The 21,906-nt window shown below is 71.6% G+C and carries 23 protein-coding genes; 8 read left to right on the top strand and 15 right to left on the bottom strand.

Going from position 1 to position 21,906, the window contains the following annotated elements:
* Window positions 1–199 precede the first annotated feature (199 nt).
* Together DI005_RS31635 and DI005_RS31630 are read left to right on the top strand one after the other, a co-directional pair.
* Window positions 200–1,747, top strand: a complete 1,548-nt coding sequence (locus tag DI005_RS31635; RefSeq protein ID WP_113644608.1) for an ABC transporter ATP-binding protein — start codon at window positions 200–202, stop codon at window positions 1,745–1,747.
* On the top strand, window positions 1,738–3,525 hold the full coding sequence (locus DI005_RS31630; protein ID WP_113644543.1) for an ABC transporter ATP-binding protein: 1,788 nt from the start codon (window positions 1,738–1,740) through the stop codon (window positions 3,523–3,525). Before DI005_RS31635 ends, DI005_RS31630 begins: the two co-directional genes overlap by 10 nt.
* Before the next feature lie 65 nt (window positions 3,526–3,590).
* On the opposite strand, the gene phnE is transcribed toward DI005_RS31630, so the two are convergent.
* The 4 genes from phnE to DI005_RS31610 are packed head-to-tail and all read right to left on the bottom strand — an operon-like array spanning window position 3,591 to window position 7,147.
* A complete protein-coding gene (phnE, locus tag DI005_RS31625) occupies window positions 3,591–4,394 on the bottom strand; it encodes a phosphonate ABC transporter, permease protein PhnE (protein ID WP_113644542.1) in 804 nt (267 codons plus the stop codon).
* Window positions 4,391–5,092, bottom strand: coding sequence for a phosphonate ABC transporter ATP-binding protein (locus tag DI005_RS31620; RefSeq protein ID WP_112265412.1), 702 nt, complete (start codon window positions 5,090–5,092; stop codon window positions 4,391–4,393). The genes phnE and DI005_RS31620 overlap by 4 nt, the downstream gene beginning before the upstream one ends.
* A gap of 3 nt (window positions 5,093–5,095) precedes the next feature.
* Window positions 5,096–6,004 (bottom strand): phosphate/phosphite/phosphonate ABC transporter substrate-binding protein, encoded by a 909-nt coding sequence (locus tag DI005_RS31615; RefSeq protein ID WP_113644541.1) that lies wholly within the window; start codon window positions 6,002–6,004, stop codon window positions 5,096–5,098.
* 18 nt (window positions 6,005–6,022) lie between these two features.
* Window positions 6,023–7,147: a TIGR03364 family FAD-dependent oxidoreductase gene (locus tag DI005_RS31610; protein WP_113644540.1), complete on the bottom strand. Its 1,125-nt coding sequence runs from the start codon at window positions 7,145–7,147 to the stop codon at window positions 6,023–6,025.
* Between the two features lie 109 nt (window positions 7,148–7,256).
* Between DI005_RS31610 and DI005_RS31605 the strand changes: the two genes are divergently transcribed.
* Window positions 7,257–8,006, top strand: coding sequence for a GntR family transcriptional regulator (locus DI005_RS31605; protein ID WP_113644539.1), 750 nt, complete (start codon window positions 7,257–7,259; stop codon window positions 8,004–8,006).
* Window positions 8,003–8,674 (top strand): phosphonatase-like hydrolase, encoded by a 672-nt coding sequence (locus DI005_RS31600; RefSeq protein WP_112265419.1) that lies wholly within the window; start codon window positions 8,003–8,005, stop codon window positions 8,672–8,674. The genes DI005_RS31605 and DI005_RS31600 overlap by 4 nt, the downstream gene beginning before the upstream one ends.
* Window positions 8,675–8,740: 66 nt before the next feature.
* Here DI005_RS31600 and purQ read toward each other — a convergent pair whose 3' ends face one another.
* The 4 genes from purQ to DI005_RS31580 form a co-directional block, all read right to left on the bottom strand.
* Entirely contained in the window at window positions 8,741–9,430 is a 690-nt protein-coding gene (gene purQ / locus DI005_RS31595; protein WP_113644538.1) for a phosphoribosylformylglycinamidine synthase subunit PurQ, read from the bottom strand.
* Window positions 9,427–9,666, bottom strand: coding sequence for a phosphoribosylformylglycinamidine synthase subunit PurS (gene purS, locus DI005_RS31590; protein ID WP_112265422.1), 240 nt, complete (start codon window positions 9,664–9,666; stop codon window positions 9,427–9,429). Before purS ends, purQ begins: the two co-directional genes overlap by 4 nt.
* 190 nt (window positions 9,667–9,856) lie before the next feature.
* On the bottom strand, window positions 9,857–10,459 hold the full coding sequence (locus tag DI005_RS31585) for a hypothetical protein (protein WP_112265424.1): 603 nt from the start codon (window positions 10,457–10,459) through the stop codon (window positions 9,857–9,859).
* A 43-nt stretch (window positions 10,460–10,502) separates the two neighbouring features.
* Complete coding sequence (locus tag DI005_RS31580; protein WP_228713533.1) at window positions 10,503–11,003, bottom strand: MarR family winged helix-turn-helix transcriptional regulator; 501 nt, start codon at window positions 11,001–11,003, stop codon at window positions 10,503–10,505.
* A gap of 63 nt (window positions 11,004–11,066) precedes the next feature.
* On the opposite strand from DI005_RS31580, the gene DI005_RS31575 reads away from it, so the two are divergent.
* Window positions 11,067–12,836 carry an ABC transporter ATP-binding protein gene (locus tag DI005_RS31575; protein WP_113644537.1) on the top strand — a complete coding sequence of 590 codons (1,770 nt, stop codon included), beginning with the start codon at window positions 11,067–11,069 and terminating at the stop codon, window positions 12,834–12,836.
* A 3-nt stretch (window positions 12,837–12,839) separates the two neighbouring features.
* Here the strand turns inward: DI005_RS31575 and DI005_RS31570 are convergent, their stop codons facing one another.
* The gene (locus tag DI005_RS31570) at window positions 12,840–14,309 is read right to left on the bottom strand and encodes an aldehyde dehydrogenase family protein (RefSeq protein WP_113644536.1); all 1,470 of its coding nucleotides are present in this window, start codon (window positions 14,307–14,309) and stop codon (window positions 12,840–12,842) included.
* Between the two features lie 85 nt (window positions 14,310–14,394).
* On the opposite strand from DI005_RS31570, the gene DI005_RS31565 reads away from it, so the two are divergent.
* Window positions 14,395–15,030 carry an MBL fold metallo-hydrolase gene (locus tag DI005_RS31565; RefSeq protein WP_113644535.1) on the top strand — a complete coding sequence of 212 codons (636 nt, stop codon included), beginning with the start codon at window positions 14,395–14,397 and terminating at the stop codon, window positions 15,028–15,030.
* Here the strand turns inward: DI005_RS31565 and DI005_RS31560 are convergent.
* The 6 genes from DI005_RS31560 to DI005_RS31535 all read right to left on the bottom strand — a co-directional run bounded on the left by DI005_RS31560 (window position 14,993) and on the right by DI005_RS31535 (window position 20,142).
* Window positions 14,993–15,682 (bottom strand): DUF2334 domain-containing protein, encoded by a 690-nt coding sequence (locus DI005_RS31560; protein ID WP_112265434.1) that lies wholly within the window; start codon window positions 15,680–15,682, stop codon window positions 14,993–14,995. The two genes, DI005_RS31565 and DI005_RS31560, sit on opposite strands and share 38 nt — an antisense overlap.
* A 70-nt stretch (window positions 15,683–15,752) precedes the next feature.
* Window positions 15,753–16,664 (bottom strand): sulfite exporter TauE/SafE family protein, encoded by a 912-nt coding sequence (locus tag DI005_RS31555; RefSeq protein WP_112265436.1) that lies wholly within the window; start codon window positions 16,662–16,664, stop codon window positions 15,753–15,755.
* A 197-nt stretch (window positions 16,665–16,861) separates the two neighbouring features.
* Window positions 16,862–18,289 (bottom strand): adenylosuccinate lyase, encoded by a 1,428-nt coding sequence (gene purB, locus DI005_RS31550; RefSeq protein ID WP_113644534.1) that lies wholly within the window; start codon window positions 18,287–18,289, stop codon window positions 16,862–16,864.
* 53 nt (window positions 18,290–18,342) lie between these two features.
* Window positions 18,343–18,933, bottom strand: coding sequence for a TetR/AcrR family transcriptional regulator (locus tag DI005_RS31545; RefSeq protein WP_112265440.1), 591 nt, complete (start codon window positions 18,931–18,933; stop codon window positions 18,343–18,345).
* Window positions 18,934–18,962: 29 nt separating this feature from the next.
* Window positions 18,963–19,640, bottom strand: a complete 678-nt coding sequence (locus DI005_RS31540) for a hypothetical protein (RefSeq protein WP_113644533.1) — start codon at window positions 19,638–19,640, stop codon at window positions 18,963–18,965.
* Window positions 19,633–20,142, bottom strand: coding sequence for a SigE family RNA polymerase sigma factor (locus tag DI005_RS31535; protein ID WP_112265444.1), 510 nt, complete (start codon window positions 20,140–20,142; stop codon window positions 19,633–19,635). The genes DI005_RS31540 and DI005_RS31535 overlap by 8 nt, the downstream gene beginning before the upstream one ends.
* Window positions 20,143–20,281: 139 nt before the next feature.
* Between DI005_RS31535 and DI005_RS31530 the strand changes: the two genes are divergently transcribed.
* Together DI005_RS31530 and DI005_RS31525 are read left to right on the top strand one after the other, a co-directional pair.
* Complete coding sequence (locus DI005_RS31530) at window positions 20,282–21,316, top strand: low specificity L-threonine aldolase (protein WP_112265446.1); 1,035 nt, start codon at window positions 20,282–20,284, stop codon at window positions 21,314–21,316.
* The gene (locus DI005_RS31525) at window positions 21,313–21,891 is read left to right on the top strand and encodes an HAD family phosphatase (protein ID WP_113644532.1); all 579 of its coding nucleotides are present in this window, start codon (window positions 21,313–21,315) and stop codon (window positions 21,889–21,891) included. Before DI005_RS31530 ends, DI005_RS31525 begins: the two co-directional genes overlap by 4 nt.
* The last annotated feature ends 15 nt before the right edge of the window (window positions 21,892–21,906 follow it).

Below are 21,906 nucleotides of genomic sequence, written 5' to 3'. Positions count from 1 at the left end.
GGGTGGGCGTAACCGCGGCGCGAAGCGCCTCCGTCTGGGTGGTGGTGGTGGTGGGCGTGCGTGGCGAAACTGCGTGGCGAAATTCGGTCGCCATCGCCGCAGGTCGTTCGTAACGTTGAGCGACGTGTCCGAAACGCCGTATCCGGCACCGCCCATCCGGCTCCCCTCGCGGTTGACGCCGGGCAGGCTGCTGCGCGCGATGCTGCGCAGCCGCCCGTGGCTGGCCGTCGGGGCCATGGTGTTCGGTGCGCTGTGGCTGGTGCCCGGCGCGCTGCTGCCGCTCGCGGTCGGAGCGGCGATCGACGACGGCATCGCGGGCGGTGACACCGCCACACTGGTCTGGCTCGCGGTGCTCGTGGTCGGCATCGGCGTGGCACAGGCCGTCTTCGGCGGCACGCTGGACTTCCTCGGCGCCGGAATGTGGATGCACGGCGCCTCGGCGACACAGCGGCTGGTGTCCACGCACGCGACCCGGCTCGGCTCCTCGCTGCGCGAGCAGGCGAGCTCTGGTGAGGTGCTGGCCATCACGTCCGCCGACATCGACAAGATCGGTTACGGCTTCGAGGTCGTCGGCCGCGTCGTCGGCTCGATCGTGGCGTTCCTCACGGTCGGCATCGTGCTGCTGACGTACTCGCCGCTGCTCGGCGGTGTCGCGCTCGTCGGCGTGCCGCTGGCGGTGGCGGGGATCGGGCCGTTGATCGCGCCGTTGCAGCGCAAGCTCGAAACGCAGCGCGAGGAGCTGTCGGCGGTCAACGCGCTCGGCTCCGACATCGTCTCCGGCCTGCGGATCCTGCGTGGCATCGGCGGCGAGCGGCAGTTCCTCGGCCGCTTCCGCGCGGCGAGCCAGCGCGTGCGCAGGGCGGGCGTCGACGTGGCGCGCAGCGAGTCGTGGCTCACCGGGGCGGAGGTCCTGCTGCCCGGGCTGGTCACCGTGGTGATCACCTGGCTCGGCGCTCGGCTGGCCGTCGCGGGAACGATCAGCGTCGGCGAGCTCGTGGCGTTCTACGGGGCCTCGGCGTTCCTGGTGATCCCGGTCAGCACCACCACCGAGAGCACGGGCGTATGGGCCTCGGCCTACGTCTCCGCGCGCAAGGCGTGCCGGATCCTGAGCCTGCGCCCGCTGCTGGCCGAGCCGTCGGCGCCGCTGCGGTTGCCGGAGGGCCCGCTCGAACCGCACGACGCCGAGAGCGGGTTCACGGCGGTCGCGGGCAAGCTCACCGTTGTCGACGTCGGAGCGGAGGCCGAGGGCCTCGCGGCGCGGCTGGCGCGGTTCACCGACGCCCGGCAGCCCGTGCTGCTGTCCGGCGTGCCCGTCGAGCGCGTCGCGCTGGCCGAGCTGCGCGGGCGCGTGGTGTACGCGCACAACCAGGACCTGTGGTTCTCCGGCGTACTCGCCGACGAGGTCGCCCCGGACACCCCGAGCGCCGTCTCCGTCGAGACGGCGCTGTGGGCGGCGGACGCGGACGACATCGTGGCCGCGCTGCCGGACGGCCTCGCGGAACGCATCGGCGAGCGGGGCCGGGAGGTCTCCGGAGGGCAGCGGCAGCGGCTCAGCCTCGCGCGGGCGCTCGCGACCGACGCCGACGTGCTGATCCTCGACGAGCCGACGTCGGCCGTCGACGCGCACACCGAGGCGCGGATCAGCGAGCGCGTCGCGACGCTGCGGCGGGGCAGGACGACCGTGGTGTTCAGCCAGAGCCCGCTCTGGGCCGCGGTCGCGGACGAGGTGGTGACGAGGTGCAGCTGAGGCTTCCCCTCGCGTCGAGGGCGGACGCGAGGAGCTGGGCGCGGACGACGTTCCGCGAGAACAGGGCCGACTTCCTGTGGGCGATCGGCCTGTTCGGCCTGGCCACGATGGCCGGGCTCACGGGGCCGCAGCTGCTCGGCTACCTCGTGGACGAGGTCGCGCGCGGCTCGGACACGATCGGTATCGACCTGCTGGCGCTCGCGTTCCTGGCGGTGCTGCTGGTGCAGGCCGTGCTCAAGCGGGCGGCGCGTGTGCGCACCGGGGTGCTGGGCGAGCGGGTGCTGGCCTCGACGCGGGAGGAGTTCGTCGCCGCGTCGCTGCGCCTGCCGCTCGGCACCGTCGAGGCCGCCGGCACTGGCGACCTGCTGAGCCGGGCCACCTCGGATATCGAGCGCATCGACAACGCCACCCGCAATGCGATCCCCGAGATCACGATCGCGGCGATCACCGTGGTGCTCACGGTGACGGCGATGATCGTCACCTCGCCGCTGCTGGCGCTTGGCCTGCTGGTGTCGGTGCCCGTGCTGTTCTTCCCGACGCGGTGGTACTGGCGCCGCTCACCGAAGGCGATCGAACGGATGCTGGAGGCGTGGTCAGTTGTGCAGTCGGGCACGCACGAGTCCGTCGAGGGCGCGCGCACGGCCGAGGCGCTCGGGCTGATCGGGCGCAGGGTCCGGCTCGGAGAGCGGGCGCTGCAGGGCGCGCTGAGCGGTGAGCGCGAGCTGCGAAGGCTCCAACTGCGGTGGGTGCCGTTCCTTGAGCTGTCGCACGCGCTGCCCGTCGCGGCGATGCTGCTGCTGGGCGGCTGGGCGTACTCGCAGGACCTGGTCGCGCTGGGCACGATCACCACGATGGTGCTCTACGTGCAGGCGCTGGCGTCCCCTTTGGACGAGCTGCTTTGGTGGGTCGAGGACTTCGCCGTCGCGGGCACCGCGCTGCGGCGGGTGCTCGGCGTGCGTACGCGGCCGGAGCCGAAGCAGGGGACGCCGCCGCGCGGCAGGGACATCGAGCTGCGCGGCGTGCGGTTCGCCTACGGGACGGGTCGCGAGGTGCTGCACGGCATCGACCTGCGCATCCCGCGTGGACAACGGCTCGCGGTGGTGGGCCCTTCCGGCGCGGGCAAGTCGACGCTGGGCAGGCTTCTCGCCGGTGTCGCGGCGCCGACGGCCGGCTCGGTGACGATCGGCGGCGTCGAGGTGTCGACCCTGCCGGACGACGTGCTGCGCGGCGAGGTGCTGTTGCTGACGCAGGAGCAGCACGTGTTCAGCGGGACCCTGCGGGAGAACCTGGCGCTGCCCGGCGACGGCGGAAGGCACAGCGGCGCGAAGCGCCTCGATGGGGGGTGGCGGCCGGGCGACGGGTGGGCCGACGAGGAGCTGCTCGACGCGCTCGCCTCGGTTGGTGCGCGGGAGTGGGCGGCGGCGTTGCCGGACGGGCTGGACACGAAGCTCGGCACGGGAGCGCACGCGGTGCCCCCTGGGATGGCGCAGCAGCTCGCGCTGGCGCGCGTGGTGCTGGCCGACCCGCACACACTGGTGCTCGACGAGGCGACGTCGCTGCTGGACACGTCGTCGGCCAGGGAGCTGGAGCGGACACTCGCGAACGTGCTGGCGGGGCGGACCGTGATCGCGATCGCCCACCGCCTCCACACGGCCGCCGCTGCCGACCGGGTGGCCGTGGTGGAGGACGGCCGCGTCACCGAGCTCGGCAGCCATGCCGAACTGCTCGCCGCCGAAGGCCCCTACGCCCGCCTGGTCCACGCCGCCCACGCGGAGTGACCAACTGCACCCAAGGCCACCTTTGGTGCGCTCAACGCAACAAAGGTGGCCTTGGGGAGCGTCGGTCAGGCTCCGATGCGGCGGCGGATCAGGGCTGAGAGCTGGTCCACCACGATCACGAGGACGAGCACCACCAGGATGTGGGTCACCATCTCGTCGAAGCGGAACAGCTTGATCGACTGGTTGATCAGGAAGCCGATGCCGCCCGCGCCGACGAGGCCCAGCACGAGCGACGAGCGCACGTTCACGTCGAAGCGGTAGAGCAGCAGCCCGACCAGCTGCGGCAACGCCGTCGGCAACACGGCGTGCGCGGCGACCTGCACGCGGCTCGCGCCGTGCACCCGCAACGCGTCGCGCGGGCCGAGGTCGGTCTCCTCCATGGCCTCGGCCCACAGCTTGCCCAGCACGCCGGTGTTGTGGAACACGAGGGCGAGCACCCCGGCGAACGGCCCGAGGCCAACGGCCGTCACGAAGATCAACGCGAACACCACGTCCGGCACCGACCGCAGGAACGACAGCACGGAGCGCGCCACCTGGTACGCGGCCGGGCCGCTCGTGGTCGCGCGCGCGGCGAGCAGCGCGAGCACCAGCGCGAATGGCACCGAGAACGTCGTGCCCAGCAGCCCGATCCCGAGCGTGACCAGCGCGGCCTCCAGGCTCGGCCGCAGCACCGTGTCCCACGTGAGGTCCGGCGGCAGCGCCTCGGCGAAGAAGCCCACGATGCCGTCGGCGCCCTGCACGAGCGCGGCCGGGGAGAAGCCCGTGGCGTTCCACGCGAACACGTGCAGGGCGACCACGGCGGCCACGATCCCGAGCGCGAGCGGCGACGGCCAGCGCCGCCGAGGCGGAGCGGGGGTCGTTACTGTCATGCGGCCGCCCTCTCCGGGAGGTAGAGCGCGTCGACGTCCGAACCGGACACGATCTCGGGCGGCCCGTCGACCGCCACGCGCCCGCCGAGCAAACCGACGATCCGGTCGGCCGAGCGCGCGAGCTGCGGCTGGTGCAGCACCGCCGCCACGGCAAGGCCCTCGTTCGCGAGGTCGGCGAGCAGCGTGATCACCTGGTCGGCCGCGCTCGGGTCCAATGCGGACACGGGCTCGTCGGCCAGCAGCACCCGGGGCCGCTGGCACAGCGCTCTGGCGATCGCGACGCGCTGCTGCTGCCCGCCGGAAAGGCGCGCCGCCCGCTCACCGGCGCGGTCGGCGAGGCCGACGCGGTCGAGGCAGCGCATCGCCTCCTCCCGCAGCTCGCGCGGGAACAACAGCGGCGACGCAGACCTGTGCAGCGGCAGCCTGCCCAGCGCGCCCGCGCATACGTTGTCGAGTGCGGTGCGCCTGCCGACCAGGTGGATCCTCTGGAACACCATGGCGGGTCTGCCGTCCGTGTGGATCTCGCCCGCGTCCGGTGTCTCCAGGCCGACCACGCAGCGCAGCGCCGTGGACTTGCCAGACCCGTTCGCGCCGAGCACCGCCACGAATTCGCCCGCTCGCACATCGAGGTCGAAACCGGTGAGCACGGGCCGTCCCGCGAACGACTTCGTGAGGCTTCTGATCTCCAGCGCCGCCATGGCTCAGACGTCCCCTTCGGACAGGCCGAGCGTGGAGGCCAGCTCGAACAGCGGCTGGTAGGTCTGCTCGTCGACCCGCGCGAGCGGACCGGGCGGGTCGACGTCGAGAAACGCGCCGACCTTCGCGACGTCGGCAGGGCTCAGCTCCAGCAGCGCCTTGCGCACCCGCTCCTTGAACGCCGGGTCGAGGTTGCCGCGCACGGTGATCGGGTCGTTCGGGATCGGCTCGGACCTCCAGACCTGCCGGAACTCCGACTCGTCGAACGAGCCCTCCGCCTTGGCGGTCGCCAGCTGCTGGCTGTTGATCTGCGCCGCCTCCACCTTGCCGTTGGTGAGCGCGAGCAGCGCCTCGGGATGCCCGCCGGCGTAGTCGATCTTGACGTCGGAGTCCTTCAGGCCCGCTTCGCGCAGGGCGTAGCGCGGCAGCGCGTCACCCGAGGTGGAGCCGACACCGCCGAGCGCGAGGGAGCGGCCGCGCAGGTCGGCGACGGTCCTGATCGGCGAGTCCTTCGGTACCCAGATGCCCGCGGTGTAGGTGGTGAGCTTCCCGTTCGCGTCGGCGAAGGACACCATCGGCTCGGCGCCGGCCTGCTGGCTCGCGAAGACGTACCCGAGCGGACCGAACTGCGCGATCTCCAGCTGGTCGTTGCGCATCGCCAGCACCTCGGCGGAGTAGTCGTCGACCACCTTCAGCTCCACCGGGCAGTCCAAAGTGGTCTGCAACGCTCGCGCCAGCACCTGGTATGCGGGGGTGAGCTTGGCCGGGTCCTCGTAGGGCTCGACGCCGAACCGGATCGTGCCGCCGGGGCACGTCGCGGCGTCGGCGGACTCGGAGTCCGAACCGCAGGCCGTGAGCGACAGGGTGAGCAGGGCCGCCGCGCCGAGCGCGACGAAGCGGGAACGGGAGGACATGGGAATTCTCCTTGGGGATCAGGAAACGAGGTCGTCCAGCACCGTGGGCGCGAGGCCGAGTGCCGTGGTCATGCCGATGCCGGAGGTGACCGCGACGACGCGCACACCCTCGGCCGGGCTATCGACGAGGAAGGGTTCGGGCGCCGAGGCGTAAACGCCGCGCCAGCGCTCGCGCACGGTCAGGGCGCCGACGCCGAGCAGGCGCGCCGTCTCGGCGAGCACGCGATCGTCGAGTTCCTCGCGCCGGTAGGGGTCGACGGTCCGCTGGTAGCTGTGGGTGTCGCCGATGGTCAGGTCACCGCCGGGTAGCTGCGTGAGCATGAGGTTCATGCCGATGGCGAGCAGGTCGGGGTGCTCGGCCTCGAAGCGCGCGCGGACGGCGGCGAGGCTCGGGCACGCCTCGAACCCGGAGTAGCGAAGCAGCGAGAGCCCCGTGAGCACCGCGTGCTCGATCTCGCGGCCGTGCGGGTCGGCCACCCGCAGCATCCGCAGCGAGCAGCGCTGGACCTCGCTGCGCTCGGTCAGCTCCGGGAAGTGCCGGTCGACGTCGTGCCCGACGGCGACCACGACGTGCCCGGCCCGTACGCGACCCCTGCTCGTGGCGACCTCTCCTGGCTCGATGACGTGGGCCGTGGTGCCCCAGTGGAAGCGCACGCCCCGCTCGGCGAGCAGCCTCGCGATCGCGTGCACGGCCTCGCGCGGGTCGACGCGGAGGTCAAGCGGCAGGACGGCGCCCCCGACCACTCCGTCGCCGACCGGCACCCGGCTCGCCACGCCCGCCGGGTCGAGCAGCTTCACCTGCCCGCCCCGCAGCCCGGCGAACTCGTTCAGCACCGCGTACTCGTCGTCGGCGCGGGCGACCACCACCGTGCCGCTCTCGCAGAGCCAGAACCCGGCGTCCTTGGCCAGGCGCAGCCAGTGCTCGCGGGCGGAGAGCGCGTAGCCGAGCGCGGGGCCGTCCTGCGCGGTGACGCAGCCGTGCCCGAAGTTGCGCACCGACGCGCCGGTCGCCCGCTCGTCGCGCTCGAGCACCACCACCGAGAGCCCGCGTTCCGAGGCCGCGTAGGCGTGCGCGAGGCCGACGATCCCGGCCCCGATCACGACGACGTCGGCGGAGCCGAGCAAGCGAGCAGAACTTGTCATGACAAGAACGCTCGAACAAGCCGCCATCGTCCGTCAATACGAGCAGGGAGAACGTCTGTGGCTGTTCATCTAGGCTTAACGGTTGACGTTAGCTGTATAGTCAAGTCTCGTGGATGTTCCCCTGCACGAGCAGATCGCCGCCGACCTGCGTCGCCGCATCTCCTCCGGTGAGCTCCCAGTGGGAGCCGCAGTGCCCTCCGAATCGCAGTTGTGCGCGCAGTGGAACGCCTCGCGCGGGCCGATCCGGCAGGCGCTCACGGCGCTGCGAGCCGAGGGCATGATCGGCGGCGGGAGGGGCAAGCCACCGGTGGTGCGCAGGCAGGCGCTGAGCCAGCCGTTCGAGACTTTTCTGTCGTTCTCGCGCTGGGTCCACGGGCTCGGCCGCACGCCGGGGCAGCGGACGCTGGAGGTCGCGCGCAGGCCGGCGACGGTCGAGCTCGCCGACGAGCTCGACCTCGGCGAGGGCGACCCGGTGGTGCAGGTGCTGCGCCTGCGGCTGATCGACGAGACGCCGACGATGATCGAACGCACGACGTTCGTCGAACCCGTCGGGCGCCTGCTGTTCGACTACGACTGCGACTCCGGCTCCATCTACGCCTACCTCGGCGAGCACGGCGTCGACATGAGCAACGCCCGCCACCTCATGGACGCGGTCGCCGCGGACGCCACCGACAGCGAGCTGCTCGGCATCGACGTCGGCGCGCCACTGCTGCGGGAGCGGCGCAGGGCCAGCGGGCTCGACGGCAGGCCCGTCGAGTACTCCGACGACCGCTACCGGCCCGACCTGGTCAGCTTCGCCATCGAGAACTCACAGCGCGCGCAGCCCGCGTTCGCCAGGAACTGGAGGTCAGCCTCGTGATCGAACTCGCCGTCTTCGACATCGCCGGCACCACCGTCGAGGAACGCAACGCGGTGTACACCGCGCTAGAAGAGGCCGTGGTCGCGGCGGGCGGAGCGCCGTCGAAGGACGACATCCAGCGGTGGATGGGCGCCGGCAAGCGCGAGGCCATCACCGCGATGCTCACCGAGTCCACGGGCCGCGTGCCGTCGGCGGACGTGGTGGACCAGGGCCTCGCCGACTTCCGCGCGCGGCTGGCCGCAGCCTACTCGGAGACGCCGCCCGTGCCGCTGCCCGGCGTACCCGAGGCGATCGCCTCGCTGCGGGCCGCCGGAGTGAAGGTGGCGTTGACGACGGGGTTTGAACGCGAGGTGGTGGACGCCCTGCTCAAGACGGTGGGCTGGGACGAAACGGTGATCGACGCGGTGGTGTGCGTTGACGATGTGCCCGCGGGACGCCCGGCGCCGTACATGATCTTCCGGGCCATGGAACGCACCGGCGTGCGGGACGTGCGCAAGGTGCTGGCCGCGGGCGACACGGCGCGTGACCTCGAGGCGGGCACCAACGCCGGGGCGGCGTACGTGGTGGGCGTGCTGACGGGCGGCTACACCGCCGCCGACCTGGGCCGGGTCAACCACACGCACCTACTGCCGAGCGTCGCCGAAGTCCCCACCCTCCTGGGCCTCTGACCAACTGCAGTGAAGGCCACCATGCCTGCGTTGAACGCAGTGATGGTGGCCTTCACTGCAGACGGGTCAGGCTGTGGTGGCGAGGGGCTTCAGGGCGTCGAGGGCCGAGAAGACGACGCCGAGGCCGTCGTCGGAGGGGCCGGTGAGCGCGTCGATGGCGTGCTCCGGGTGCGGCATGAGGCCGACGACACGGCCGTTCTCGCTGGTGATGCCCGCGATGTCGTTGCGGGAGCCGTTGGGGTTGCCGCCGACGTAGCGGAACACCACGCGGCCGTCGCCCTCCAGCCGGTCGAGGGTCTCCTGGCTCGCCATGTACCCGCCCTCACCGGACTTGAGCGGGATGAGCACCTCGGCGCCCTGGTCGTACCTGGTGCTCCACGCCGTCGCGTTGTTCTCCACGCGCAGCCACTGGTCCCGGCACACGAAGTGCAGCTTCTCGTTGCGCACGAGCGCGCCGGGCAGCAGACCGGCCTCGCACAGGATCTGGAAGCCGTTGCAGATGCCCAGCACCGGCATGCCCTTCGCGGCGGCCTCGACCACGGACGCCATCACCGGCGCGAACCGGGCGATGGCGCCGCAGCGCAGGTAGTCGCCGTAGGAGAACCCGCCCGGCACGATCACCGCGTCGACGCCCTTGAGGTCGGCGTCGGCGTGCCACAGCGACACGGCCTCGCCGTCGGCGTAGCGCACCGCGCGCGCGGCGTCGACGTCGTCGAGGGTTCCGGGGAAGGTGATGACGCCGATGCGGGGGCTCACGCCTCCAACCTCCGCACGGTCCAGTCCTCGATCACCGGGTTGGCGAGGAAACCCTCCGCGATCTTCGCGAGGGTCTCGTCGTCGACGGAGTCGTCGACCTCCAGCTCGAAGTGCTTACCCTGGCGAACCTCGGTGACGCCCTGGAAGCCGAGGCGCGGCAGCGCTCCGGCCACCGCCTGGCCTTGCGGGTCGAGGATCTCGGGTTTGGGCATGACGTCGACGACTACTCGGGCCACGACAGGATGCTCCTAGATTTTCGCAGGTCGATGCCCATTCAGCGTAGCTCAGGGGCCGAGAGGCCCCCGACACCCCTCGGCCCCGTGCCGACATACCGCTACTTCACCTGGGTAATACATACGTAGGACGTACAACTATTCCCCGGCGTTGCGTCCCGAAGACCGATTCGCCGGTTTGGCCCAGTGCCGGTCAGCTCCAGTGACCGTGCGCGACCGGCGGGCCCTGCCGCGCGCCGCGCATGGCCCGGCCTGTCACGGGCAGCACGGCCCCGACGAGCGGGATCACCCACAGCAGCAACGCCACGATCGGCATGCCGACGTAGTCGCCGCCGTCGTTGCTGAGCAGGTCGATGATCGCGTAGATGTAGTACAGCACGGCGATGCCGGTGAGCACAGCGACTACCCAGCGCACGAAACCGAGCCGGAAGCACAGCAGCACGGCGAACAAGGCCATGGTCGACGCGAAGCTGATGCTGAACGAGATCGCGAAGTCGACGTTGCCGGTGATGTCGTCGGAGAAGGCCACGCCGAGGGTCGCGACGAGCGCGTCGACGTTGTCCTCGCTGGGCCCGCTCCACGACAGCGCGGCGACGATGTAGGTGAACGCGATCGCGGGAACGCAGAACGCGGCCGCCACGTACGCCATCGCGGTGCTCGGCCGCTGGGGACCGTAGCCGGGTGGGTAGCCGTAGCCGGGCGGAGGCTGCTGGGGGTAGCCGTACGGCTGCTGTGGATAAGGCTGTTGTTGCTGGTACGGCTGCTGCTGGTACCACCCGGGATTCGGTTGGTTCATCGGGCTCCCCCCTGCTGAGCGACGCGGACGCGCGCCGCGTCGTTCATAGCACGGGAGCCTCGCCGGCGGGCAGTGATTCGCGCGAACGGCCGTGGTGTCGCGGTCCGTGCTCGCCCCTGGTCTGCTCGTAGACCTTCTCCAGCAGCGTCTGGAGTGTGGCCTGCTCCGCCTCGGTGAGGCAGGCGAAGAGGTCCTCGGCGGCGCCGGCCCGGGCTTGGTGGAGCCGGGTGCGCATGCGCTTGCCCGAGCCGGTGAGCACGAGCAGGGTGGCGCGCCGGTTGCCGGGGTCGACCTGGCGCGTGACGAGCCCGGCCTCCTCGAGCGCGTCGACGATCGGCGTCACCGCGCGGGGCACGACGCCGAGCAGCTCGGCCAGCTCGGCCATCCTCGGCGGTTGCTCGAAGCGCCCGATCGCCCCGAGCGCACGGGCCTGCGCCGGGGTGAGACCCAGCGGCGCGAGGCGGCCAACCTGCCGCACCCTTGCCCGTTTGGCCAGCCGCAGCAGAAGCTCACCGAGGCGGTTCTCGCCGTCGTCCACATGCACGCGCCCAGGATAACAGAGTCTCGGTAACTGTGAACTTAGGTAATTAAGAGCTATGCTCGGTATATGCCGTCTACCGAGGAAGAGCACGCGCCGGTGCGCCGGATACTGAACCTGTTCCGGCCGTACCGGGGCAGGCTCGCCGTCGTCGGCCTGCTCGTCGCACTCTCGTCGCTGGTGTCCGTGGCGTCGCCGTTCCTGCTCCGCGAGGTGCTCGACGTCGCCATCCCGCAGCAGCGCGTCGACCTGCTGACCCTGCTCGTGGCGGGCATGCTCGGCGTCGCCGTCGCGACCAGCGTCTTCAACGTGCTGCAGACCTACCTCTCCACCACGGTCGGCCAGCAGGTGATGCACGGCCTGCGCTCGCAGGTCTACGCCCGTCTGCAGCGCATGTCGCTCGCGTTCTTCACCCGCACCCGCACCGGCGAGGTCCAGTCCCGGATCGCCAACGACATCGGCGGCATGCAGGCGACGGTCACCTCCACCGCCACGTCGCTGGTCTCCAACGTCGCGACCGTGGTGGCCACCGTGGTCGCGATGCTCGCGCTCGACTGGCGGCTCACGGTGTTCTCGCTCGCGCTAATGCCCGCGTTCGTCTGGATCAGCCGGCGCGTCGGCTCCGAACGCAAGAAGATCACCGCGCGCAGGCAGCAGCAGCTCGCGGCGATGTCGTCGAGCGTGCAGGAGTCGCTGTCGGTGAGCGGCATCCTGCTCGGCCGCACGATGGGCCGCTCGGCGTCGCTGACCGACGAGTTCGCCGACGAGTCGCGGCGGCTCGCGAGGCTGGAGGTCGAGTCGAGCATGGCGGGCCGCTGGCGGATGTCGACCATCCAGATCGTGATGGCGGCGCTGCCCGCGCTGCTCTACTGGGCCGCGGGGCTGAGCACCGCGTTCGGCGCGCCGATGGCGTCACTGGGCACCCTCGTCGCTTTCGTGACGCTCCAGCAGGCCCTGTTCCGGCCCACCATGTCGCTGCTGCAGACGGGCGTGGAGCTGCAGAGCTCGCTCGCGCTCTTCCAGCGGATCTTCGAGTACCTCGACCTGCCCGTCGACGTCGCCGAGCCGGAGCGCCCCGTCGCACTCGGCCAGGTGCGTGGCGAGGTCGCGTTCCACGACGCCGGGTTCTCCTACGACGGCACGCACGCGGCCCTCGCCGGTGTCGACCTCGCCGTTCCCCCCGGCGGCAGCCTCGCGATCGTCGGCGAGACGGGCTCCGGCAAGACGACGCTGAGCTACCTCGTGCCACGGCTCTACGCCGTCACCCAGGGCAGCGTGACGATCGACGGCGTCGACGTGCGGGAACTGAGCTTCGAAACGCTCGCCAGCGCGGTGGGTGTGGTGTCGCAGGAGACCTACCTGCTGCACGCCTCCGTCGCCGACAACCTCCGCTTCGCCAAACCGGACGCGACCGACGAGGAGCTGCACGAGGCGGCGAGGGCCGCGCAGATCCACGACCACATCGCGGCGCTGCCCGACGGCTACGACACCCTCGTCGGCGAGCGCGGCTACCGGTTCTCCGGCGGCGAGAAACAGCGCCTCGCGATCGCCCGCACGATCCTGCGTGACCCACCGATCCTCGTGCTCGACGAGGCCACCAGCGCGCTCGACACCCACACCGAGCAGGCCGTGCAGGCGGCCATCACCGCGCTGTCGGCGGGCCGCACGACGATCACGATCGCGCACCGGCTCTCGACCATCCGCGACGCAGGCCAGATCGTGGTGCTCGACGGCGGCCGGGTGGCCGAGCAGGGCACCCACGACGAACTGCTGGCCGAGGACGGGCGCTACGCCGCCCTCGTTCGGCGCGACGGCTCGCTGGTGGAGGCCGCCGTGTGAGCGTCAGCGCCTGCCGTGCAGCCTGCCGATGAGCTTGCCCACCAGCGCCTCGGTCTTGGCGGACCGGGCGAACGTCGTGAGCGCGATCGGAGCCGTGAAGCGCTGCCGCGCGATCGCCTTCGGCCGCGCGAACTCGCGCAGGCCCTCGGGACCGTGGATGCGCCCGAAACCGGAGTCGCCGAGCCCGCCGAACGGCAGCGACGCGATGCCGGCGAACGACAGCGGCGCGTTGATCGCCGTCTGCCCCGTGCGCAGCCGCCGCGCCAGCTCAAGGCCCCTTCGCTTGGAGAACACGGTGGAGCCGAGGCCGTATACCGAGTCGTTGGCCTTCTCGATCGCCTCGTCCATGTCGCGGACCTTGGCGATGGTCACCGTGGGCCCGAACGTCTCCTCGCGCACGGCGGCGGAATCCTCGGGCACGTCCACGAGCACGGTCGGCTTCACGAAACGGTCGCCGACGGCGTCCTTGCCGCCGACCAGCGCCCTCCCGCCGCGCGCGAGCGCGTCGGCGATGTGCCTGCGCACCACGTCGAGCTGCGACGGCATGGTCATCGGGCCGTAGTGCGTGCCGGCGTCGACCTTCTTCGCCTTGTCGACCACCTTGGCCACGAACTCGTCGTAGACCCGCTCGTGCACGTAGACGCGCTCGACCCCGGCGCAGGTCTGGCCGGCGTTGGAGAAGGCGCCCCACACCGTCGCGTCGGCGGCGGCCTCGAGGTCGGCGTCGGCGTCGACGATCAGCGGGTCCTTGCCTCCCGCCTCGATCACGACCGGGGTGAGCGTCTCGGCCGCGGCGGCCATCACCTTCTTGCCGGTTGCCGCGGAGCCGGTGAAGGCGATCTTGTCGACGCCGGAGTTCGCGAGCGCGGCCCCGGTGGCCCCGAAGCCGGTGACGAGCTGCAACACCGGGTGCTCGGGCACGGCCTCGGCGAACGTGTCGACGAGCCACTTGCCGACGCCGGGCGTGTATTCGCTCGGCTTGAACACCACCGTGTTGCCCGCCGCGAGCGCGTAGCTGACGGAGCCGAGCGGCGTGTACACCGGGTAGTTCCACGGGCCGATCACGCCGACCACGCCGAGCGGTTGGTACTCGACGGTCGCCGCCTGGTTGGAGAGCAGGAGGCCGGGCGCGCGGCGCTGCGAGCCGAGCACCTTGCGCGCGTTCTTGGCCGCCCACGCGAGGTGCTCGATCGCGAGCACGATCTCCAGCTGGGCGTCACCGGCCGGCTTGCCGGTCTCCTTGCTGACCACGTCGCACAGCTCGCCCATCCTGCGCGCCATGCTGCCGCGCCACCTGGCGAGGCGCTCGGCACGGCCGGAGAAGCCGAGCGTGTTCCACCAGAGGGCGGCGCCCCGCGCCTTCGCGACCGCCGCCTCGACCTGCTCGGCGGTGTGCACCGGGTAGGTCCCCAGTACCTCGTCCGTTGCCGGGTTGAGCGAGTCGAACGTTTCGACTGCCTGCGCTGTGGTCATGGCCACAGCGTACGACGCACCACCCTTACTGGCAATCTGCCAACTAGACCGCCGCGTAGTGTGAGAGCCAACTGGAGGGAGAACCATGCGAATCGTCCACTTCGGACACTCCTGCGTATTGCTGGAGACCGACGGCGCCCGCATCCTCATCGACCCCGGCGCCTTCTCCTCCGGCTTCGAGAACGAGCGGGAGCTGGACGCCGTGCTGATCACGCACCAGCACTTCGACCACATCGACACCGAAAAACTGCCCGCGCTGCTGGAGGCGAACCCGGACGCGAAGCTGATCACCGATCCCGGCTCGCGGGAGACCGTCGAGAAGCTCGGCCTGCCGGCCAGGACGGCGCAGCCCGGCGACGCCTTCGAGCTCGGCGGCGCGGCCGTGCACGTGGTCGGCGGGCAGCACGCGACGATCCACGCCGACATCCCGGTGATCCCGAACGTCGGCTTCATCGTCGACCACGGCGCCTTCTACCACCCCGGCGACTCGTTCTTCGTGCCCGAGCAGAAGATCGACGTGCTCGGCCTGCCGACCGCCGCGCCATGGCTCAAGGCAGGCGAGGCCGTCGACTACCTGCGGGCGGTCGCACCGCGCCTCGCCGTGCCGATCCACGAGGCCGTGCTCGCCAACCCGGCCATGCACTACGGCCTGTTCACCAACCTCGCGCCGGACGGCACCGAGGTCAGGGTGCTGCCGCGAGCCGAGCGGGCAACGCTGTGACATAGGTGCGGCTCGCCGCACCGTTCTCCAGCGCCACGTCCACGGCGTCGAGGAACGCCTGCCGCCTGCCCGGCCTGCGCAGGTCCCTCGCGTCGACGCCGAGCCGCACCAGCCCGCCGCGCCGGGCCGCCCTGGCCGCACTCAGCACCAGCGCGAAGCAACGCACGGTCTCGGTGCGCTGGTGCTGGCTGCCGAAGCCCTGCACCCGCGCGCGGGCCACCTCTCCGGTCGTCAGGTCACGCACGGTGGAGAGGTCCGCGCACAGCCGGAAACCGTGGTTGCGGAGTGCCTCCAGCGTGCCGCGGGAGACCCGCCAGCGCGGTGGGGCGAATGCCGTGGTGCGCAGCCCGGCCCTGTCGAGCGCCGCGCCTGCCGCGATCAGCCGCAGCCGCGCCTCGTGCGCGGGCAGCGACGCGAACTCGGCCCTGATCCGGTGGTCGTAGCCGTGCAGCAGCACGGCGTCGCCCCCGCGGACGCGCTCGCGCATCCACTCGGCGACCCTGGGAGACCCATCCTCGGCGCTTGGGGTGAACAGCATCGAAAGGGCCACCCCGCGCGCATCCAGTTGCTCGGCCAGCTCGGCACAGCGCTGCAGCGTCCGCGGTCCGGCACCGGACAGCGACACCAGAAGGGTTGCGTCCACGCACCTCATTAGGCATGACGGGCATGAAGACCCGTTGGCTGAGAGGTGAGATGCGGATGAAGCCGCCACCAAGAGCGGCTCAGCGGTTGGCGGTCTCGCGGATGTCGTCCTCGCCTGCCAGCGCGTTGATGCGCTTCTCCTCCCGCATCGACCGCACGGCGTTGACCAGCGCGGCGACGATCAGTGCGACCAGGCCCAGGTAGACGACCACGATCGCGGCGGGCGAGGCGCCGAGCGTGGAGAGCAGCAGCCAGCCGTTGGTGAGAATGATGAGCCCGCCCGCCGCGGTCCCGAGCACCCTCGGCGGCAGGTGGCGGGCGAGCCAGGCGCCCAGCGGCGCTGCGATCACGCCGCCGACCAGCAGCCCACCGACGACCACCCAGTTCATCTCCTCGTGGGAGAGGGCGATGAGGAACGCAGCGCACGCCGACACCGTCACGGCGAACTCGGCGGCCCCGACCGAGCCGACGACCTTGCGCGGCTCGAGCCTGCCGCTGGAGAGCAGCGTCGTGGTGGCGACCGGACCCCAGCCGCCACCGCCGGTGGAGTCGATGAAACCGGCGATCAGACCCAGCGGCGCGAGGAACTTCGCGCCGGGCCGCTTGTCGGTGATGAGCTTGCCGAGCTTGAGGAACGCGAACCTGATCAGCACGTAGAGGCCAAGCGCGAAGAGGATCGTGCTGATCCACGCGCTCGCGAAGTCCGTGGACAGCGACACCAGCACGAACGCGCCGACCGCTGCGCCGATCGCACCGGGCACGGCGAGGATGCCGACCGTGCGCCAGTCGATGTTGCGGAACTTCCAGTGCGAGACACCCGACGCCAGCGACGTGCCGACCTGGGCGAAATGGGCGGAGGCCGACGCGACCGCGGGTGCGGTGCCGAACGCGACCAGGGCCGTCGTGGAGGTCATGCCGTAGCCCATGCCGAGCATGCCGGACACCAGTTGAGCCAGGAATCCGGCGACTCCGAACACCATGAGGGCGAGCATGCTGACCTCAGCTTCGCGTGCGGCCGGGCGCGCGGAGCGCGGCCACGGCAGGGGCAGGGACGGGTGTCAGCGGAGCCGGCAGAGCGCGGAGTCGACGCGCACCAGATCGACGTGCCTGCGCTGAATCAGCGCGATCGATCGCTTGCCCATGGCCTCGATCCTGACAGACGCCCACGATGTGGTCCACGTCTCCCAGATCACAGGATTGGCTGTGGCCGGTAGTCGGCGGCCTCGGGGAACCGCTTCGCGATCTCCTCGACGCGGCCGACGATCGCCTCGACCTGGGCACCCGCCGTGCCGGTGAAGGAGAGCCGGTCGGCGAGCAGCGCGTCGAGCGCGGCGCGGTCCAGCGGGAGGCGCTTGTCGGCGGCGAGCCGGTCGAGCAGGTCGTTCCCGGCCTGGCCCTCCCGCATGGCGAGCGCGACGGCCACCGCGTTCTCCTTGATCGCCTCGTGCGCGGTCTCCCTGCCGACCCCGGCGCGCACCGCCGCCATGAGCACCTTCGTCGTCGCGAGGAAAGGCAGGTACCGGTCGAGCTCGCGGTCGACGACAGCGGGGAAGGCGCCGAACTCGCCGAGCACCGTGAGAAACGTCTCCAGCAGCCCGTCGAGCGCGAAGAAGGCGTCCGGCAGAGCGACCCGGCGCACCACCGAGTCGGAGACGTCGCCCTCGTTCCACTGGTCACCCGCCAGCTCGCCGATCATCGACAGATACCCGCGCAGCACCACGGCGAGGCCGTTGACCCGCTCGCACGAACGCGTGTTCATCTTGTGCGGCATGGCCGACGAGCCGACCTGACCGGGCTGGAAGCCCTCCGTGACCAGCTCGTGCCCTGCCATGAGCCGGATGGTCTTCGCCAGGCTCGACGGCGCCGCCGCCACCTGCACCAGCGTGGAGAGCACGTCGAAGTCGAGCGAGCGCGGGTAGACCTGCCCAACGCTCGTGAACGCCCGCGAGAAGCCGAGGTGGGCCGCTACGCGCGACTCCAGCTCGGCGAGCTTCCCCTCGTCGCCGAGCAGGTCCAGCATGTCCTGTGCGGTGCCGACCGGGCCCTTGATGCCGCGCAGCGGGTAGCGGGCGATCAGCTCGTCCAGCCGCTCGAAGGCTACGAGCAGCTCGTCGGCGGCAGTGGCGAACCGCTTGCCCAGCGTGGTGGCCTGCGCGGCGACATTGTGCGAACGCCCGGCCATGACCAGCGCCGAGTGGTCGGCGGCCAGCCCGGCGAGCCTCGTCAGCACGGCCACCGTGCGAGCCCGGACCAGCTCCAGCGAGCGCCGCAGCTGCAACTGCTCGACGTTCTCGGTGAGGTCGCGCGAGGTCATGCCCTTGTGCACGTGCTCGTGCCCGGCGAGCGCGTTGAACTCCTCGATGCGGGCCTTCACGTCGTGCCTGGTCACCCGCTCGCGCGCGGCGATCGAGGGAAGGTCCACCCGCTCCAGCACCCGCTCGTAGTCGGCGACGACGCCGTCCGGCACCTCGATGCCGAGCTCGGCCTGCGCCTTGAGCACGGCCAGCCACAGCTCGCGCTCCAACCGCACCTTGTTGTCCGGCGACCACAGTGCCACCAGCTCGGGCGAGGCGTAGCGACCGGCGAGAACGTTGGGGATGCTGGGCTTGTCCGTCACGCAGCCAGGCTAACCGGCGGCCCAGGTCACAGGTGCAGCGCCGGGTTGCCTGCTCAGCTCAACGCGTCGCGGAGCATTCTCGCGGCCGCGGCTCGCGGGTCCGGGTTCACCTCGATCAGCGCGTTCACGACCGCGCCGTCGACCAGCGCGACCAACTGTTCCAGCCGCCGCGGGTCGATGGGCACCCCTGACTTCACGAAGATCTCGGTGAGCAGCTCCCGCAGCTCGACCGCGAGCGTGCGCATGAGCGGACGCAGGTAGGGCCTGCGCCCGGTGGCGACGAGCCGCTCGTAGCGCAGCAGCACGGCCTCGTAGTCGGGGTCCTCGCCGAGCAGTTGGTCGAGCACCAGCTCGACGAGGGTGTCCACTCCGCGGTGCTCGATGCTCAGCCGCGCCAGCTGTTCGCGACCCCTGGCCAGCTCGGAGCGGCCGTAGTGCTCCATCGCCGCGGCGATCAGGTCGTCGAGCGAGTCGAAGTAGTAGGTCGTCGACGCGAGCGGCAGCCCGGCGCGGTCGGCGACGGCCCGATGCCGGATGGCCTCGAACCCGCCCTCGGTCAGCAGCTCGGCGGCGGCGCTGACCAGTGCGGCGCGCCGCCGCTCGCCCTTCGGCGTGCTCGCGGTGCTGCTGCTCTCGGACGTCATGGCGAGCTAGTTTGCCATCCCCGACCTGGTCAGAAGTGACGCGCCAACGCGTCGGCGATGCGTCCCAGCTCGGTGCTGAGCGGTGGCGTGCGCGACGCGGAGTCCGGGGTGGCGAGCACGTACACGGTGCCCCCGCTCGCGGTCGGGCGCTGTTCGAACTCGGCGCCTTCCGGCTGCTCGGGCAACTGGAACGCGAGACCCCGCGGCGCGAACACCGCGGTGATCGTCCCGCCCTCGACCGAGTATGTCGCCGAGGGGGGGCCGTCGGGGCAATCCCCGCCCCCAGCGACGGCGTCGGCGCCGGCCGGGAGCTCGCCAGCGAGGGCGGTGGCGAGCTCCCGGTCGACTGTGTCGCACCCGAGGGTGCTCTCCCCTTCCACCGCTCCGCCCTGCTTCGGCACGGTGTTCGGGAAGACCTGTGCCTGGGGAGGACGCCCGGAGGACGCTCCCTGTTGCTCGTCGGCGCCCTCCTGGCCGGGGGCCGACGCGGCCGTCGTGTTCGATTCGCTGCCGTTACCCAGCAATACACCCACCGCGCCCGCGCCGCCTCCCAGCAACACGACCGCGCAGGCCACCCCCGCGATCGTGTTCCGGCGACGCCGGGTGACACGGCGTGACTCGGCGGCGACGTCGGACGCGCTGAACGTGGGCGGCGGAGCCTCGCCTGCCGCCTGCCGGAACAGCTCCTTCAACTCCCGCTCATCCACGCGTCTCCACCTCCTCACCGAGCACGTCCCGCAGGTTCGCGAGCCCCCGCGCGGTCTGGCTCTTCACGTTGCCCTCACTGCACCCGAGCGCCTTCGCGACGCCGCCGACGTCGAGGCCCTCCAGGTAGCGCAGGACCAGCACCGCCCGCTGTCGTGGCGGCACCTTCCGCAGACCGGCGAGCAGGTCCTCCCTCGTCGCGACGCGCTCGGCGAGCGGCTCGCCCGCCGGTGGCGGCTCGGGCAACTCGTCGGACTGCCGCTCGCGACGCCACGGCCTGCGCGACTCGTCGATGGCGGCCCTGACCAGCGTCTTTCGCACGTAAGCGTCGGTCGCCGCCCGGTCGCGGATCTTGCGCCACCGCCGGTGCAGCGCGACGAAGGCCGTCTGCGCCAGGTCGTCCGCGCGGTGCCAGTCGCCACAGAGCATGTACGCGGTCCGGCGCACGGAGTCCCGCTTGGCAGCGAAGTACTCCGCGAACTCCTGCTCGTCGCGGTGGTCCACGCGGATGGCTCTCCGGTCCCGTTGTGTTGTCGATGGCAGAGACGGAAGTGCAGGCGTCCACGGTTGCACGTCCAGCCGGATTTTTCCCTCGGAAGAGACCTTGTTGTGAGATCAACTAACGATGTGATGTGATCGGACTGTGACCTCCGAAGCGACGCCAGCTCTCCTCGACTTCCGTTCGGACACGATCACCCGGCCCGATGAGCAGATGCGCGTGGCGATGGCGAGAGCGGAGGTCGGCGACAACGTCATCGACGTCGATCCCACGGTCCGCGAGCTGGAGCGCCGGGCAGCCGAGACGCTCGGCATGGACGCCGCGCTCTGGACCCCGAGCGGCACGATGGCCAACCTCATCGCTCTGTCGGTGCACCTCGGCCGGGGCGATCGGTTCCTGGCGACCCGCAACGCGCACGTGCTGACCAACGAGCTCGGCTCGGCCGCGTGGCTGGCCGGGGGGATGCCGGACGTGCTGGAGCACGACGCGGGCCCCGGCAGGCCGACGCCGCGGGCGGTCCACGTCGCGGCGGGCACCCGCAGCGGGCCGTACTACGCGCTGCGCACGACGTTGCTGTGCCTCGAGAACACGCACAACGCCGCGGGTGGGGCGATCACGCCGCCCGACGAGCACGCGCTGCTGGTCTCCGCCGCGCGGGACGAGGGCCTGCTCGTGCACCTCGACGGTGCTCGGCTGTGGAACGCGGCGGCCGCGCTCGGCCTGCCGCCCGCGGCACTGACGGTGGGCGTCGACACGGTGTCGGCGTGCTTCAGCAAGGGCCTCGGTGCCCCGGTCGGCTCGGTGGTCGCGGGCAGCGAGGAGTTCGTCGAGCAGGCGCGGCGGATGCGGCAGATGCTCGGCGGCGGCGTTCGCCAGGGCGGCGTGCTTGCGGCGGCGTGCCTGGTCGCGCTGGACCGGGTGGGCGAGCTGACGCGGGACCACGCCAACGCCAAGGCGCTCGCGGACGGGCTGCGTGACCTCGGCTGGGACGTGTCCGAGCCGCAGACCAACATCGTGCTGGCGGCCGTGCCCGACGTGCGGCTCACGCTCGAGTCGCTGCGCTCGCTGGGGATCCTCACGCTGCCGATGGCGGGCAAGGTGCGGTTCGTGCTGCACCGCGACGTGTCCGCCGACGACGTGGCCGAGGCGCTGGACCGGATCAAGGCGAGCGCCAAGTGACGCGCCGCTGGCTGGTGTTCGACTACGGCGAGGTGATCTGCACCAGGACGACGGCGTTGCCGGCCTTGGCCGACCGCATGGGCGTGCCGCTCGCCGAGTTCGAGGCCGCGTACTGGGCTGGGCGCGATGCCTACGACCGGGGCGCGAGCGACCTGGAGTTCTGGCGCACGGTGGGCGACGCGACCGGCGTGGACGTGAACGAGCCGTTGTCGGCCGAGCTGACGGAGCTGGACATCGCGGGCTGGGCGCAGGTCTCGCCGGCGACCCTGGAGCTGCTGCAGTCGCTCGCGGAGGCGGGAACGGCGCTGGCCCTGCTGTCGAACGCGCCGGTGTCGTTCGCGCGGTTCGCCGAGCGCCAGCCGTGGACGCGGCACTTCCGGGAGCTGCTGTTCTCCGGTGACGTGGGGCTGGCGAAGCCGGACGCGGAGATCTTCGAGCTGCTGGTCTCGCGGCTGGACGCCGAGCCGGGAGACTGCCTGTTCCTCGACGACCGGCAGGTCAACGTGGACGGAGCCCGCGCGGCGGGCCTGCGCGCCCAACTCTGGCAGGGCATCCCCGCCGAGCTGCCCGCGTGACTTGACCGCCCCCAA

Origin of the sequence: Prauserella sp. PE36 (genome assembly GCF_003311655.1) — a bacterium.
Taxonomy (GTDB): Bacteria; Actinomycetota; Actinomycetes; order Mycobacteriales; family Pseudonocardiaceae; genus Prauserella_A; species Prauserella_A endophytica.
This window is presented reverse-complemented; position numbering and strand designations above follow the sequence as displayed.

What these genes read in the sequence shown, in the direction of transcription:
- DI005_RS31570 (WP_113644536.1), bottom strand. Translation starts at nt 14,309, where the DNA reads ATGACCACAGCGCAGGCAGTCGAAACGTTCGACTCGCTCAACCCGGCA.
- DI005_RS31620 (WP_112265412.1), bottom strand. Translation starts at nt 5,092, where the DNA reads ATGGCGGCGCTGGAGATCAGAAGCCTCACGAAGTCGTTCGCGGGACGG.
- DI005_RS31555 (WP_112265436.1), bottom strand. Translation starts at nt 16,664, where the DNA reads ATGCTCGCCCTCATGGTGTTCGGAGTCGCCGGATTCCTGGCTCAACTG.
- DI005_RS31610 (WP_113644540.1), bottom strand. Translation starts at nt 7,147, where the DNA reads ATGACAAGTTCTGCTCGCTTGCTCGGCTCCGCCGACGTCGTCGTGATC.
- DI005_RS31635 (WP_113644608.1), top strand. Translation starts at nt 200, where the DNA reads ATGCTGCGCAGCCGCCCGTGGCTGGCCGTCGGGGCCATGGTGTTCGGT.
- phnE (WP_113644542.1), bottom strand. Translation starts at nt 4,394, where the DNA reads ATGACAGTAACGACCCCCGCTCCGCCTCGGCGGCGCTGGCCGTCGCCG.
- DI005_RS31560 (WP_112265434.1), bottom strand. Translation starts at nt 15,682, where the DNA reads ATGAGGTGCGTGGACGCAACCCTTCTGGTGTCGCTGTCCGGTGCCGGA.
- DI005_RS31575 (WP_113644537.1), top strand. Translation starts at nt 11,067, where the DNA reads ATGCCGTCTACCGAGGAAGAGCACGCGCCGGTGCGCCGGATACTGAAC.
- DI005_RS31615 (WP_113644541.1), bottom strand. Translation starts at nt 6,004, where the DNA reads ATGTCCTCCCGTTCCCGCTTCGTCGCGCTCGGCGCGGCGGCCCTGCTC.
- DI005_RS31565 (WP_113644535.1), top strand. Translation starts at nt 14,395, where the DNA reads ATGCGAATCGTCCACTTCGGACACTCCTGCGTATTGCTGGAGACCGAC.
- DI005_RS31545 (WP_112265440.1), bottom strand. Translation starts at nt 18,933, where the DNA reads ATGACGTCCGAGAGCAGCAGCACCGCGAGCACGCCGAAGGGCGAGCGG.
- DI005_RS31585 (WP_112265424.1), bottom strand. Translation starts at nt 10,459, where the DNA reads ATGAACCAACCGAATCCCGGGTGGTACCAGCAGCAGCCGTACCAGCAA.